Origin of the sequence: Kitasatospora sp. NPDC097605 (genome assembly GCF_040302725.1) — a bacterium.
GTDB lineage: Bacteria > Actinomycetota > Actinomycetes > Streptomycetales > Streptomycetaceae > Kitasatospora.
The window spans coordinates 14,022-28,449 of record NZ_JBEOSF010000054.1; the positions used below are offsets into that span (position 1 = coordinate 14,022).

Annotated in this window: 13 protein-coding genes and 1 pseudogene; 5 read left to right on the plus strand and 9 right to left on the minus strand. The window is 73.9% G+C overall.

What is annotated here, in order from left to right:
• Positions 1-214: 214 nt before the first annotated feature.
• Positions 215-1,579: an FAD-dependent oxidoreductase gene (locus ABTX81_RS36610; RefSeq protein ID WP_350554709.1), complete on the plus strand. Its 1,365-nt coding sequence runs from the start codon at positions 215-217 to the stop codon at positions 1,577-1,579.
• Positions 1,580-1,602: 23 nt separating this feature from the next.
• Here ABTX81_RS36610 and ABTX81_RS36615 read toward each other — a convergent pair whose 3' ends face one another.
• From ABTX81_RS36615 to ABTX81_RS36625, 3 genes are all read right to left on the minus strand, one after another.
• Positions 1,603-2,061 (minus strand): hypothetical protein, encoded by a 459-nt coding sequence (locus tag ABTX81_RS36615; protein ID WP_350554711.1) that lies wholly within the window; start codon positions 2,059-2,061, stop codon positions 1,603-1,605.
• 173 nt (positions 2,062-2,234) lie between these two features.
• Positions 2,235-4,772, minus strand: coding sequence for a tetratricopeptide repeat protein (locus ABTX81_RS36620; RefSeq protein WP_350554713.1), 2,538 nt, complete (start codon positions 4,770-4,772; stop codon positions 2,235-2,237).
• A gap of 93 nt (positions 4,773-4,865) precedes the next feature.
• Positions 4,866-5,831 carry a threonine/serine dehydratase gene (locus tag ABTX81_RS36625; protein ID WP_350554715.1) on the minus strand — a complete coding sequence of 322 codons (966 nt, stop codon included), beginning with the start codon at positions 5,829-5,831 and terminating at the stop codon, positions 4,866-4,868.
• A 142-nt stretch (positions 5,832-5,973) separates the two neighbouring features.
• Between ABTX81_RS36625 and ABTX81_RS36630 the strand changes: the two genes are divergently transcribed.
• Both ABTX81_RS36630 and ABTX81_RS36635 read left to right on the plus strand, forming a co-directional pair.
• Positions 5,974-6,168: a hypothetical protein gene (locus ABTX81_RS36630; protein ID WP_350554717.1), complete on the plus strand. Its 195-nt coding sequence runs from the start codon at positions 5,974-5,976 to the stop codon at positions 6,166-6,168.
• 536 nt (positions 6,169-6,704) lie between these two features.
• The gene (locus ABTX81_RS36635) at positions 6,705-7,517 is read left to right on the plus strand and encodes a patatin-like phospholipase family protein (RefSeq protein WP_350554719.1); all 813 of its coding nucleotides are present in this window, start codon (positions 6,705-6,707) and stop codon (positions 7,515-7,517) included.
• Between the two features lie 21 nt (positions 7,518-7,538).
• Here the strand turns inward: ABTX81_RS36635 and ABTX81_RS36640 are convergent, their stop codons facing one another.
• The 5 genes from ABTX81_RS36640 to ABTX81_RS36660 form a co-directional block, all read right to left on the minus strand.
• On the minus strand, positions 7,539-7,904 hold the full coding sequence (locus ABTX81_RS36640; protein WP_350554721.1) for a hypothetical protein: 366 nt from the start codon (positions 7,902-7,904) through the stop codon (positions 7,539-7,541).
• A gap of 80 nt (positions 7,905-7,984) precedes the next feature.
• Positions 7,985-8,395 (minus strand): SSI family serine proteinase inhibitor, encoded by a 411-nt coding sequence (locus ABTX81_RS36645; protein ID WP_350554723.1) that lies wholly within the window; start codon positions 8,393-8,395, stop codon positions 7,985-7,987.
• A 78-nt stretch (positions 8,396-8,473) separates the two neighbouring features.
• Positions 8,474-11,299, minus strand: a complete 2,826-nt coding sequence (locus ABTX81_RS36650) for a tetratricopeptide repeat protein (protein WP_350554725.1) — start codon at positions 11,297-11,299, stop codon at positions 8,474-8,476.
• A 189-nt stretch (positions 11,300-11,488) separates the two neighbouring features.
• Positions 11,489-11,722 carry a DUF397 domain-containing protein gene (locus ABTX81_RS36655; protein WP_350554727.1) on the minus strand — a complete coding sequence of 78 codons (234 nt, stop codon included), beginning with the start codon at positions 11,720-11,722 and terminating at the stop codon, positions 11,489-11,491.
• Positions 11,719-12,639, minus strand: a complete 921-nt coding sequence (locus ABTX81_RS36660; protein WP_350554729.1) for a helix-turn-helix domain-containing protein — start codon at positions 12,637-12,639, stop codon at positions 11,719-11,721. The genes ABTX81_RS36655 and ABTX81_RS36660 overlap by 4 nt, the downstream gene beginning before the upstream one ends.
• 117 nt (positions 12,640-12,756) lie before the next feature.
• On the opposite strand from ABTX81_RS36660, the gene ABTX81_RS36665 reads away from it, so the two are divergent.
• Together ABTX81_RS36665 and ABTX81_RS36670 are read left to right on the plus strand one after the other, a co-directional pair.
• The gene (locus tag ABTX81_RS36665; RefSeq protein WP_350554731.1) at positions 12,757-13,236 is read left to right on the plus strand and encodes an ATP-binding protein; all 480 of its coding nucleotides are present in this window, start codon (positions 12,757-12,759) and stop codon (positions 13,234-13,236) included.
• 64 nt (positions 13,237-13,300) lie between these two features.
• Complete coding sequence (locus ABTX81_RS36670) at positions 13,301-14,110, plus strand: alpha/beta fold hydrolase (protein WP_350554733.1); 810 nt, start codon at positions 13,301-13,303, stop codon at positions 14,108-14,110.
• A gap of 115 nt (positions 14,111-14,225) precedes the next feature.
• Here the strand turns inward: ABTX81_RS36670 and ABTX81_RS39755 are convergent.
• A pseudogene (locus ABTX81_RS39755) lies at positions 14,226-14,413 on the minus strand (IS982 family transposase); the annotation flags it as partial.
• Between the last annotated feature and the right edge of the window lie 15 nt (positions 14,414-14,428).

The following is a 14,428-nucleotide window of genomic DNA, read 5'->3' on the forward strand; positions in this document are numbered from 1 at the left end:
GCTCCCGGACCTGGTGCGCGACAGGGGAGTCGGCAGGGTTCCCGGTTCGGTCATAGGTTCGGTCTATGGGGTCATAGATCGGCACCGCCTACAGTGGCGAGGTCCGGCCCGATTGGGTGGGAGTGGGTCACCCTCGCCCGTCCGACCTGAGTCCGGCGGGTTCCGCCCTGCTCCGCCCCGTTTCGTTCGTCCCCGTTCGGAGGATCGTTCCGCCATGACCCGCCCGATCCGCGTCGCGATCGTCGGCGCCGGCCCCGCCGGTATCTACGCCGCCGACGCCCTGCTGAAGTCCGACGCCGCCCAGCAGCCCGGGGTCTCCATCGACCTCTTCGAGCGGATGCCCGCGCCGTTCGGGCTGATCCGGTACGGCGTGGCGCCGGACCACCCGCGGATCAAGGGGATCATCACGGCGCTCCACCAGGTGCTGGACAAGCCGCAGATACGTCTCTTCGGCAACGTCGACTACCCCTCCGACCTCACCCTGGACGACCTCCACCGGTTCTACGACGCCGTGGTCTTCTCCACCGGCGCGATGGCCGACCGCGCGCTCGACATCCCCGGCGTCGGGCTCGACGGCTCGTACGGCGCCGCCGACTTCGTCTCCTGGTACGACGGCCACCCGGACGTGCCGCGGACCTGGCCGCTGGAGGCCGGGAAGGTCGCGGTGCTCGGCGCCGGCAACGTCGCCCTGGACGTCGCCCGCATCCTCGCGAAGACCGCCGACGAGCTGCTGCCGACCGAGATCCCGCCGAACGTCCACGAGGGCCTGCAGCGCAACAAGGCGCTGGAGGTGCACGTCTTCGGCCGCCGCGGCCCGGCGCAGGCCAAGTTCAGCCCGATGGAGCTGCGCGAGCTCGACCACTCGCCCAACATCGAGGTGATCGTCAACCCCGAGGACATCGACTACGACGACGGCTCGATCGCCGAGCGGCGCGGCGCCAAGCACGTCGACATGGTCGCCTCGACCATCGAGAACTGGGCCATCCGCGATGTCGGCGACCGCCCGCACCGGCTCTACCTGCACTTCTTCGAGTCCCCGGTGGAGGTGCTGGGCGAGGACGGCCGGGTGGTCGGGCTGCGCACCGAGCGCACCGAGCTCGACGGCACCGGCAATGTGCGCGGCACCGGGCGGTTCACCGACTGGGACGTGCAGTCCGTCTACCGTGCGATCGGCTACTACTCCGACGAGCTGCCCAAGCTGCCGTTCGACCCGGTCTCCGGCACCGTCCCGAACGCGGCCGGGCGGGTGCTCGCCGCCGACGGCTCGCACCAGGACGCCGTGTACGTGACCGGCTGGATCAAGCGCGGGCCGGTCGGCCTGATCGGCCACACCAAGGGCGACGCCAACGAGACCGTCGCCTGCCTGCTCGCCGACCACACCGAGGGCCGCCTGCCCGGCGCCGTCGAGCCCGAGCCGGAGGCGGTCGTCGCGCACCTGACGGAGCGCGGGGTGCGGTTCACCACCTGGCAGGGCTGGTACGAACTCGACGCCCACGAGCGCGCGCTGGGCGCGGCGGAGGGGCGCGAGCGGGTCAAGGTGGTGGAGCGGGAGGAGATGCTGCGCCGCAGCGGGGCCTGACCCTCGGGTCCCCCTCCCGCCTCTCAGGCCTCGGCGGGCGGCGGGGCGAGGACGACCGGCCACGCGTCCTCGCCGGCCAGCACCTCGTCCAGCGCGAGCCCCGGGCCGGCATTGAACACGGCGGTCGCGGCGTCGGCCCGGGCGTACAGCTCCGGGTCGACCGCCGCGTCCGCGCGCAGCACCAGCGCGGCCTCGGGAACCGCGGGCGAGCGCTCCGGGAAGGCGTCCGGGTCGGCGCCGATCTGCGTCAGCGTGAACGGGTACGCCGCCACCGCGACGGTCAGCCGGTCGCCGTCGAGGGCGTGCTCCGCCCACCCGTCGGTGGGCAGCAGGTAGAACGCGCCGTCCCCCTCGTGGCCGTACCAGCCCAGCTTCGCGACGGCGCGCTCCCCGGGCGAGCCGTCCGGGTCGACCAGCAGCGCCACCACGGGCGCGTCCGGATCGTCGGGGTTGATGCCGCTGCGGACGAAGAGCCGGGCCACGGGCGACCTCCGGTCGGGACGGAACGGGGCGGGACGGGTGACACGCTAGCGGTTGCCTAGGACAGGCCCCGGCGTGTGTGATTGTCCGCACTGTCGGTTGTCATGGACGCGAATTTAGCGCGCCCCTGGTGTGTCCGACAGGAGAAGCGCGGGCTCCGGATGAGCAGAAGGACCTAGCGTGCCCGCAGCCCGTCGAGGAGCTCCCGCGTCTCGCGGGTGTGGGGGTGCTCGGCGCCGAAGAGGCGCAGCTGGCGCTGGTGGAGACCGGACAGCACCGCCGCGGCCTCCCCGCGGCGGCCTTGGCGGGCGAGGACCTGGGCGAGCAGCACGGTGCTGCTGAGGGTGCTGGGGTAGTCCGGGCCGAGCAGCCGGGCGCGGGCGGCGACGATGTGGGCGAGTTCCCGTTCGGCCTCCGCGAGCCGGCCCTGGAGCGCCGTGACCCAGGCCAGCCGCTCCCGGGTGGCCAGGGTGTCGTGGTGCTCCTCCCCGAACAGCTCGCGGCGGAGCCGCAGGAGCGTGCGCAGTTCGGCGTCCGCCTCCGCCGGCCGGCCCTGCTGGCCGACCGTCCAGGCGAGCCGGTTGCGGCTGGCCAGGGTGACCGGGTGATCGGGCCCGAACACCGCGGCCCGCCCGTCGCGGGCGGTCCGGAACAGCGCCTCGGCCTCCGCCCAGTGCCGTTCGCGGGCGACCACCCGGCCGATCGCGTGGTAGGTGCCCAGCGTGTCCGGATCCCGCTCGCCCAGGTGCTCGCGCTGCGTCGCCAGCAGGGCTTCGAGCGTCGTCCTGACCTCGCCGTAGCGGCCCAGGTCGGAGATCACCCTGGCGAGTTCGCCCTCGGTCCGGAGCGTCTCGCGCGCCAGGGCGCCCAGGTGCGCCGTCTGGTCGGCGTGCAGGAGGCGCAGTCCGGCCTCCGCCTCCTGCCAGCGGCCCTGGAGGCCGTAGGCGCGGCACAGCCAGTACCTGACCTGGAGGACTTCGCGGTCCTCGGGCGGGAGCCCGCGCACCGCGGCGAGGGTCGCGGCGCACACCTCCTCGCCCAACGCGGCCGGGCCGCTCCATTCGGAGAACTCCCCGAGGACGCTCGCGCCGCGCGCCGTCCGCCGCAGGCCGTCCACGTCCAGCACCGGCGCCGCGGTGTTCAGCAGCGCCCGGAAGTGCGGTGTGAGCAGGCGGAACGCCGGCCAGTCGGCGGGCCGGTCCGGACGCAGGCGGGCCAGCGCCTCGGTGACCACGACGACGGCGGTGTCCGTGATCGTCCCCGCCGTGACGCCGTCCGCGCGCCGCTCGGTCTCCAGACGGTCGGTCTCCAGGCGGTCGGTCTCCGGCCGGCCGGACTCCAGCGGGTCGGTCTCCAGCGGGTCGGCCTCCATCCGTTCGGTCTCCAGATGGGCGCGGCCGACGTCGGCGACCACCGGATGCAGGATCAGCGCGCGGCCGGCGCCCGGCGGCGGGGAGGCGAGCCGGCTCACCAGGCCCAGCCTCAGCAGGCCGCGCATGCCCTGTTCGAGCCAGATCACCCGGTCGGTGCGCGCGGTCGCGGTCGGCGGCAGCAGCGGCGCGAGCAGCTCGACGTCGAGCAGGCCGTCCGGGATCGGGGTCGCCGCGCCGAGGCAGGAGAGCAGCCGCAGCAGGGTCCGGGCCTGGGGGACGCCGTAGCGGGCGAGCGCGTCGAGGGAGGTCTCCCAGGTGTACATGAGGGTGGACCGGGCGTCGCCGCCCAGCTCCGGATCGGGTGCCAGCAGGTCCACCGTCCGCGGCGATCCGTCGAGCGCCTGCCGGTAGTCGGCGAACCGCCGGGTGAGCGCGAAGTCGGAGCCGAGGTAGCTTCCGGCGAGGTGCAGGGCGAGCGGGAGGCCGCCGAGCCGTTCGCCCAGCGCGGCGGCCTCCGCCTCGCTGCCGCCCTCGGGCGCGAGGTCGCGCAGGATCCGGCCGGCGTCGTCCGCGCCGAGGCGCTCCAGCCGGCGGAAGAGGACGCCCCGGCCCCAGGTGGCGGGGTCCGCGTGACGGGTGGTCACCACGACGAGGCCGGAGCGGGGGACCCGCAGCCAGCCCGTCCCGTCGGCCACGCCCACCGCCCCGGGCGGGGCGCCCGGGGCGGCGAGGGCCTGCGGGGCGTCGGCGTTGTCGATGACCAGCAGCCAGCGGCCCTTCTCCCGTTCGAGCACGGCCCACAGGACGTCCGGCGCCTGGGGCGTGCCGGAGGCGATGGCCTCCTGTTCGGCCACCGGCGAGCCGAGCGCGCGGGCGACGGCCAGCATGCCGCCGAGCAGGCTGCCCTCCTCGGCCGCGGACACCCACCAGACGTGCCGGCGGGAGTCGGTGCGGACCCGCTCGGCGAGGGCGGCGGCGAGGGTGGACTTGCCGATCCCGCCCAGGCCCGCCAGGACGACGGCGTGGCCGGTGGAGCGGTCGGCCAGGGCGAGGAGTTCGCTCAACTGGTCGTGTCGGCCCCGGAGTTCGGCGGGAAGGCCGCGCACCGGGGCGATCACGGACGCGGGCTCGACCGTCCCCCGGCCCGGCGGCCGCCCGGTGGCCGGGTCGGCGGAGGTGGTCGGGGCGGCCGGGGTGGGCAGTGCGGGCGGGTCCGTCGGCGGCGACGCCGTGCGGGCACGGTGCTGGCGGATCTGCAGCCGAAGCTGCCAGCTGGCGACCCCCAACGCGACGGATCCGGCGACTGTTCCCCCGGCCGTCCAGATCAATCCGGCGTCCATGGTCCTCACGCTACTGGACCGGTGGGCGCCCGGGACCCCCAGCGGCGGGGAATGATCGGGGAGTTGGCCGGGGGCGGTGGTGAGGTCCTTCGGTCAGAGCGCGGCCGGGGCGGTGAGGGTGGCCGGGTCGGTGTTGGCGCCGCACAGGACGACGCAGAGCCGCTCGCCGTCGGCGGGGCGGTAGCCGAAGTCGTCGTGTTCCCCGGTGAGTAGGGCGGCGAGGGCGGTGGCGGCGCCGTGCTCCACCGCGATCCGGCGCTCCTCCCAGAGCGCCCGCCGGGCCCGGACGATCGCCGCGTCCGGAACGAGGACGGAGCGGACGCCGTCGTGGCGCGCCGCCTCCACGGCCAGCGCGGTCGCGCGGCGGGCGCCGAGGGAGTCGGCGGCCACCGAGTCGACCGTGACGTCCACCGGCCCGCCCGCCGCGAGGGCGGCGTGCAGCGCGCGCGACCCCTCCGGCTCGACCGCCACCACCCGGACGCCGTGCTCGCGGGCGGCCGCGGCCACCCCCGCGAACAGCCCGCCGCCGCCGACCGCGACCAGGACGGTGTCCAGGCCCGGCAGCCGCTCGTGGACCTCCTCCAGCAGGGTGCCCGCGCCCGCCGCGATCAGCGGGTGGTCGTAGGCGTGGCTCGCCAGCGCGCCGCCGGCCGCGGCGAACTCCTCGCAGGCGGCCAGCGCCTCGGCGTACTCCGTGCCGACCAGCCGGACGTCCGCCCCGTACGAGCGCAGCCGGGCGACCTTCACCTCCGGGGCGTTGGCGGGCAGGAACACGGTGGCCCGCACGCCCTGCTGCCGCGCCGCCCACGCGCAGGCCAGCCCGGCGTTGCCCCCGGAGGCGATGGTCACCCCGGCGTCCGGCAGCGACCCGGCCTCCCGGTGGGCCTGGAGGAAGTTCTGCGCACCGCGCGCCTTGAACGAGCCGGTGTGCTGCAGGTACTCCAGCGCCAGCCACGGCCCGTCGCCGTCCCCGCCCGGCGCGAGTGCCACGGGCCGCACGTGCCCCGCGATGCGCTCCGCGGCCGCCTTGATGTCGTCGTAGCCGAGCTGTCGCCCCATGCCGCGCCGCCTTCCCGTTCGCATCGATTCGTCCCGTGCGTACCGTACGAAACGCCGGACCGGCCCGCCAGAGCGGCGGAACCGGCGCCGCGGCTGGGAGCATCACTGCAACCGTACGAGAACGGAGAACGGAGGGGTCGCCATGATCGGTGTGCTGCTGGTCGGCATCCTGGTACTTGTCGTCGGAGGCTGTGTCTGCGTGGTCTGGGCCGACCGCGGAGGCCCCCGCTGGACCCGCGCCGTGGCCGCCGCCACCATCGGCGCCGGCCGCGTCCTGCGCAGCTACCAGAAGTCCCAGCGCCGCGAGGTGAGCGGCGGCGGCGTCGACGGGGACTAGCGGGACGGGGCCATCGTCGGATCATCCTTCGGATCGGCCCGGCCGAGGGCAGGGCTACTCGAAGGATGACCCGATGTCGTTCCGCATGAAGGCGTCCTTCCACATCGGACCGTTGTCCGCCGGAAGGCGGTCCCCGACCCGTGGCTCATCATCAGCCCGGACCGGTCATCGTGGCCCCGGGCCGGCGGCCCTCCGACGGAGCGTCGGATCGGTATGGTCATGAGCGCAGGTCAGGGGATCGCACTGACAGTCGGTGCGGTCGCGCGCGCTCGGCGCACGCGGCCGTCCGAAGGCGCGGGCAGGCCCGGTTCGTCGACCTCGTGGTGCCCGTCGCCGACGACGACAGCCTTGCGCCTTGGCCTGGGCAGCGCCAACCTGCGCTGCCGACCTGCGCCGCCACTGCACCGCCCGGGTCGGCGTGACCCCCACCGACTACCGCCGGGCCTCCCGTTCACCGGCCGTGGCCTCGGCGGTTGACCGGTGATCGTTCGCGGGGTTGGCTGGGGGTGATCACCACAGTGACGGACGGGGGAACGATGCGGTCACCGGTCAGCGCGCTGGTGCTCGGCCCGGGCGGTGCCGTCGGCACCGCCTGGATGGCTGGCCTCGCCCACGGCCTGCGTGGCCTGGGCATCGACCTGGCCGCGGTCGATCTGGTCGTCGGCACCTCGGCCGGCGCGATCGTGGGCGCCGCGCTGACCAGCGGTCAGGACCTCGCGCACTTCGCCGACCCGGCGGCGAGCGGCGGCGACGGTCCCCGGCCCCCGCAGGCCGACCCGCGGCTCATGGGTGAGGTCTTCACGGTCCTCGGCGCCGCCCTGCCGCCGGAGGAGGCTCGCCGGCGGGTCGGGCGGATCGCGCTCGACGCGGCCGCTCCGGACGCCGGGCAGGCCCTGGTCGCGACGCGCCGACGGCTGATCGGCACGGACACCTGGCCGGCGGCCGGGAGCCGGCTGCTCATCCCCGCCGTGCAGGCGGAAAGCGGCGAGCCGGTGGTCTGGGACCACGACAGCGGCATCCCGCTGGCCGCCGCCGTCGCGGCGTCCAGCGCCTTCCCCGGCGCCGCGCCCCCCGTCCCGTTCGGCGGGCGGCACTACATCGACGGCGCGCTGCGGGCGGGCAGCAACGCGGACCTCGCGGCCGGTGCGCGGACGGTGATCCTCGTGGAGCCGATGGCGCGTCAGGCCTCCGGCCAGGACGGCCCGGCCGCGGTGGTGTCGCTGTTCCCCGACGCGGCCTCGGCGGCGGCACTCGGTACGGACCCGACGGACCTGTCGGCCTGGGTGCCCGCGTTCCGGGCGGGGCAACGACAGGCCGCCGCCGCGCGGGAGCGGCTGGCCGGCGTCTGAGTCGGGCGGTTCAGGGGCGGTTCAGGGGCGGTCGTCCATGCGCTGGAGGCGGATGCCGACCGCCCGCCAGAGCCAGACCACCGAGAGCGGCACCGTCGCCAGCCCGACGCCGACCGCGTCGCGCATCCGGCTGTCCGTCAGGTTGTCACAGCTTCGGTCGTTCTGGCTGCCGACGGTCTCGTAGAACACCGGCGAGCCGCAGTGCAACGTTTCGCCGTTGCGGTACTCGTGCGAGACCGGCAGGAAGGCCAGCCCGACCGCCCACAACCACGCGACGAGCGCGAGCAGCCCCAGCGCGTGCACACCCCGGAGCCGCGACCGCTGGGCCCGTCGCCACGCCCGAACCCCGCGCTTCTCCAGGAGCGCCCCGGTCTCCCCGGTCTCCATGCGCGTTCCCCCCTCGTTCGTACGATGAACGGCCGAGGAGAGCATGGCAGGCGGCGCTCCCCGGCCGTCGGCGGGGTCGGTCAGAAGTCGAAGAACGCGCCGGTGGTGCGCAGCAGGACGCAGTGGTTGCCGTAGGTCTGCTGGAAGGCGAGCTGCCGGCCCCGGTACACGCCGGTGGCGGTCACCGTGTACGGGTCGTACAGGTCGTTGCAGACGCCGGGGTCGACGTTCAGCTGGGCGAGGTCGCCGTTGACGGAGTCGAGCAGCCGGCAGGCGGTGAACGGGTCGGGGTGGGTGGTGACGCTGTCCGGCGGGCAGTCGAGGGTGACGACGTGCGGCATGCCGGAGCCCGGGTTCGGCCCGTGCGCCACCGTGAGCCGGAGGCTGGCCACGGGCGCGGCGGGGATCGGGGTGATGGCGTTGGCGGTACCCGCGAGACCGGTGCTGAACAGGGCGGTCGCGAGCAGGGCGAGGGTGGGGGTCGTCTTCACACCCGGCGCAACGACCCTCCGGTGGGCAGGTTACGGCCGGTGGGCGTGCCGGAGTGGGAAGTCGGCGGGTCCGACTTCTCAGGCCGGGCCGCCGTCCGCGCGGCGCTCGTCGGCCGCTTCGGTCGCCTGACCGGCTGCCCGTCCGGCCTGTTCGGCTGCGTGCTCGGTCGCCCGTTCGGCGGCCCGGGCGGCGAGGCCGTGGGCCGCCTCCAGGAGGTCGTCGTAGGTGGGCAGCCGGTGCCGGACGTGCGGGCCGACGGCCGCGATCGCCGCCATCGCGTCCAGGCCGGCCCGGGCCGGATCCCGGGCCAGGAACGCCAGACCGCGCCGGATCCGCAGGACGGCGATGGCGTCCCGTCCGATCAGCGCGGGCTCGGAGTGCGGCCCGAAGACCCGTTCCTGCCGGGGGTGCAGCACCTCGGCGAGTTCGAGGGCCTCTTCCGTGCGGCCCGACTCGGCGTAGGCGTTGATCAGATTGGCGGCCGACAGCAGCGTGTCCGGGTGCTCGCGGCCGAGCACCCGCGACCGCCCCTGCAGCACGGACTCGCCCAGCTCGGCCGCCTCCTCGTTGCGGCCGCTGCGCCGGTAGGCGACGGCAAGGTCGCCCCGCGCGCCCAGCGCCTCGGGGTGGTCGGCGCCCAGCACCTGCTCCAGGCCGGCCGAGCCCCGCTCCACCAGGGGGATCCCCTCCTCGGCGCGGCCGGCCTCACAGTAGGACAGTCCGAGTTCGACCCGGGAGTGGTGCGTCTCGGCATGCTCCGGCCCCAGCGCGCGCTCGCGGCCGGCCAGGATCTCCTCCTGGATCGCGATCGCCTCGGCCAGCCGCCCGGCCTGCCGGTAGGAGCCGGCGAGGTTGGCGCGCGCGGTCAGCGCGTTCGGGTGGTCGGTGCCGTGGCCGCGCAGTTCGCCGACGACCCGCTGCTCCAGCGCCAGGGCCTCATCGGTGCGGCCCGCGTGGCTGTAGGAGACGGCGAGGTCGGAGCGGGAGGACACGGTGTCCGGGTGGAGCGGGCCGAGGACCCGCTCACGGGCGGCCAGCACCCGTTCCTTGAGCGCGATCGCGTCGCCGTCCAGGCCGGCGCGGCTGTAGGACATGGCGAGGCCGGCGAGCACGGTCAGGGTCCCGGGGTGGTCCGCGCCGTGCAGTTCCTCGTGCGCCACCGCGACCTGCTTCAGCAGCGCGGCGGCCTCCGTCGACCGGCCGGCCTCCCGGTAGGCGGCGGCCAGGTTCGCCCGGGCGGTGAGGGCCCGCGGGTGCTCGGGGCCGAGGCCGCGCGTCAACGTGTCGACCTCCTCGCTCCAGTGCGTGACGGCGGCCTGGTGGAGTCCGGCGTGGAGGAGGCTGATGCCGGCCTTCTCGCGCAGCAGGGACCCGGGGTAGTGGTGCATGGCGTCGCCGACGTGGCCCTGCAGCACGGCGGTGTTGGTGCGCAGGCTGGTGCTCAGCCGGTGGTCGGTGTGCTCCTCCTCCGGCCACAGCTCGCTCAGCGCCCAGATCGCCGCGACCTGGTGCTGCTGCGGTTCGGGGCTGGTGTCGCGGGCGGCGCGGGCGGTCAGCGCGTGGATGGTGACCTCCCGGTGGGCCGGTGCCGCCCAGGGCTGCACCTCGGGGTCACCCGCCGGGCGGCTGGCGATCAGGTTGTAGGAGTGCAGGACGGCGAGCACGGTCAGCGCCTCGTCGGCGCTGACCGGCGGTGGGGCGGGGGGTTCGTCGGACGGCTCGGCGGACGGTCCCCGGCGCCGGAACCGGGGGAGCCGGCGCCGCGCCGTTCGGCCGTTCGCGGGCGGCTCGGGGGCCGCCGGCTCGGCGGGGGCCTCCGACTCGGCCGGGGTGCGGTGGCGGGCCAGGTAGTCGGTGGCCGCCTCCGTCGTCCACAGCGCGCGCGGGTGACCGGCCGGGTCGAGCAGGGCCGCCAGCCGCACCGCCGCCTCGGCCAGGCCCTTCGGTTCGGTCCGCTGCGCCGCCTCCAGCGAGATCAGCAGCGCGGTGGCGACCGGCCTGCCGTACAGCTCGGTGTCCGCCTCGGGCGGCAGCACGGAGTCCAGCGTGCGGCTGCGCTCGTGGAACAGTTCCAGGTAGTCGGCGCAGGTCCGGTGCTGGTTGACCATGAACGCGGCGGCGTGCGCGAGGGCGAGCGGGAGCCGCCCGAGCGCCTCGGCGAGTTCTCCGGCCCGCTCGTCGAGCAGGTACGGGAAGCCGGCCGAGGTGAGGCGGTCGCGCAGGTAGCCGGCCGACTCCTCCACGCTGTAGACGTCCACCGGGACGAGCGCCCGGCCGCCGCCGGAGGCGTGCGCGCCGCGCTGGCGGGTGGTGGCGAGCACCCGGCCGTTGCCCTGCCGGGAACTCCCCGGCCACAGCGGGCCGGTGGCGGTGAAGTCGGTGACGTCGTCGAGCACGACCAGCCAGCCGCGGTCGGTGCTGCGCAGCCAGTTGAGGAAGCGCCGGGCGTTCGGCTCGACCTCGGCCGGCGCGTCGACGGCCCCGGGCACCTGGACCGCGAGGGCCGCCTCCGCGTACGTGGCGAGCACCGCGACCGGGTCGGCGGCCGGCGCCCAGACCACGACGTCAACACCCCCGTCGGGGCGCAGCGCCCGGTGGGCGTAGTCGGCGGCCAGCTGGCTCTTGCCCACCCCGCCGCCCCCGGCGAGGACCTGGGTGAGCACCACCGTCTCGTGCCCGGCCCGCGCCTCGTCGATCCTCGTCCGGACGGCGGCCCGGGGTTGGAAGGCGCTCGCGAGAACGGGGAGGGCGCCGACCAGGACCGGCCACTGGGGTTCGGGCGGCGGGGCGTCCTGGCGGACGTACGTGCCGGCCTGGATCAGATCGCCGTGCACGGTCGAGTGGGTGACCTTGTTGACGACGATCTGCTGCTCGACGCCGTCCGGCTCCGCCGATTCGATCATGATGTGATCCTCCGTCAATCACTTGCCCCGGGGCCATGATCCCGCCTCCTCGGTGGCGGCTTCCACCACTTGCGGGACTTTCCCGGACATGGCGGGCCGACGGCGCTCGCTGGAGGCCTCTACGGCGGAGCGACTGCGGTTGGAGCCGGTGGAGTGGGAAGTCGGCGGGTCCGACTTCCCACTCCCCGGTCAGGCGGTGAAGTTGGGGGAGTGGGACTCGATGGCCTTGACGAAGGCGGCCCACTCGGCGTGGTCGAAGGCGAGGTGGGGCCGGTTGGGGTCCTTGTCGTCGCCGAGCCAGACGTCCCCGTTGGGAAAGCGGGCGATGATCACGCAGTTGCCGTTGCTCTCTCCGGAGAATGGGGACTTGACCCACGTGGCTTCGGCGGGGCTGTGGTCGTAGGGGTTGCGCTTCTCGCTCACGTGATCTCTTCCAACTTGCGCTCAAGGGCAGTGATGGTGTCGCCTGGCGACAGAGCGAACCGCTTCAAGCGGCTGAAAGCCCGCTCGGCTCGTCGAACATCTCGTCCCGATCTACGCGGGAGCATACCGCCGACGGCCTCGGTGAAGACGAAGCCACCGTCCGGCTCATCGGGGAAGCGCAGAAGTGTCAGCCCGGACACCAGGATGCCCGGTCTCCCCGCGCTCAACGGCACCATGCGGGCTGTCACGTTGGGGTACTCCGACACCTTGATGACATGGCGGATCTGCTCGGCGAGCACATCCATGTCGCCGGCCACCAGAAGCGCGACCTCTCCGAAGTAGACCTCCAGATTGAGGCGGGGGTCCTCGGTCAGTCGCCGCTGGCGCAGTATCCGAATCTCGGCGGCGGCCTCATTCTGATCCTCACTGAGACCGTCCAGTCCGGCTGAGATCATCTCCCGCGCGTAGTCCGGAGTTTGGAGAAGCCCTGGGAACGCGGAGTGGTAGTAGTCGAGCATCTCCGTGGCGGCGGCCTCAAGGCCGAGGAACTCGCCGAACGCGGCGCTGATCGTGTCGGCGAACTCGTGGTCCTGCCACCAGTTTCGGTCGGGGCCGTCGCCGATGAGGTTCTCGATCTCCGCGCGATCCGTTCCGGCGATGCCGCAGTGATCGAGCAGTCGGGTGAGGTCGGTCGCGCTGACCGGCACCTTGCCGTGCTCGACTCTGCTCAAGCGGCCAGGGTTCCAGCCCTTCAGACCCTGTGTCATGTCGATCTGGGTCTTGTTGTTCTCCACTCTCCAGGCGCGCAACTCCTCCCCGAGTCGGATCCTTCGGAGCGTGGACCTGTCCATGGCCAACAGCCGTCCCTCCCTCTGGGTGTTCGCGACCAGTCTCTCCAGCGAGGGGAGGAGGCTCAAGCTGGATCCATGATCAACTAATTTATTTTCTTCTTGCTCAGTTCGGCTTGCAAATTCGATTTCCCTTGGCCCACACTCAACGTGACCGAACGGACACGCTCCTGAAGGGGCCTCGCCATGTCCACCTTCCACCGGCCCGTCCTCCGCACCTGGGAGACCTCCCTCACCGAGCACGGCACCTCGGTGCGGACCGCTCGCCGCCACATCCGTGACCAGCTCACCGCCTGGGGCTGGAGCGGGGACCGGGTCGACGACCTCGTCCTCATCGCCTCCGAGCTGGTCACCAACGCCGTCGTCCACGCCTGCCAGGGGCACGGCGAAGTCCGGCTCTACCTCCAGGAGTTCGAGGGGGACTGCCGGCTCGAAGTCTGGGACCCCCGGCACGACCTCCCGCTCCGGGAGCGCCGGCCGCGCCGCTTCAACGAAGGCGGGCGCGGCATCGACCTGGTCCGCCAACTCGCCCTCGACTTCGGAGTGATCGTCCGCCGGGGGACCGGCAAGCGGGTCTGGGTCCGGGTGATGCTCGGCGAGCCCGGCCCCGTCACCCTCGGTGAAACCGCCTCGATGGGCTCCGATCCGCTCATCCGACCGGGGTGACGGGGGTGTGTCACGCTGGTGGGTGGGGCGCTGGCGGTACACGGCCGAGGTCGGGAGGCTCGCGATGGCCGAGATCAGGGTGAACGGGGTGTCGCTGTACTACGAGACCCGGGGCGCCGGGCCCGGCCTGGTGCTGGTGCACGGGTCGTGGACGGACGCCGACAGCTGGGCACGCGTCCTGCCGGGGCTCGCCGAGGAGACCACCGCCGTCGCGTACGACCGGCGCGGGCACAGCCGCAGCGAGGACCTGCTCACCCAGGGGTCCGTGTACGAGGACGCCGCAGACCTCGCCGGTCTGATCGTCGGCCTGGGCCTCGCGCCGGCCTACGTCTGCGGCGACTCCTACGGCGGCCTGATCGCCCTCCGCCTGGCCGCCGCCCGTCCCGACCTGCTACGCGGCGTCGCCGTCCACGAACCACCCGCCACCGGCACCCTGCTCGCCGATCCGGAGCTGCGCCCCCTCGGCGTCGCCTTCGCCGAACGGATCTCCGCCGTCCGCGAACTCCTCGAACAGGCCGAATCGGCCGCGGCGGCCGAGCGGTACGTCGACACCATCGCCTTCGGCCCGGGGGCGTGGGAACAACTGCCCGCGCCGGTCCGCCACACCTACATCCGCAACGCGCCGACCTACCTCGACGAACTGCGCGACCCGGACGCCCTCGACCTCGACCTCACCACCCTCAACCGCTTCACCGAACGCGTCCTCCTCACCCAGAGCGACGACAGCGAACCCATGTACGGCGAGATCCTCGACCTGATCGATCTCTCCCTCCCCAAGCCCGACCGCCACGTCTACCCCCACGCCGGTCACGCTCCGCATCTGTCCGAGCCCGAACAATGGGTCCGCACCACCCTCCCCCGCGCCCTGGGGTGACCGCACCTTGGGGGCGCGAAATTCTCGGCGCGCGCCCCACAGGCACATCACGGAGAGTCGGCAAACGCGCTGTTTTGACGTGCGCTTCGCGCCAGATGACTGATGTGAAGGGTTGGTGGTCGTAGGCGGTCAGCGAGCGCATGACGGGTTGGCCGGTGTGGTCGTTGCTGCCAGATCACGCAAGTCAGGGCGAGGACACGTTGCAGGACGCGGACCATGACTCCGCCCGGCGTGCGACTCTGGCGGCGTTCTAGGTCGAGCTGGGCCTGAGGTCTGGTTGACGGACTCGATGATCTTTTTAACAGCTCAGGAACGCCG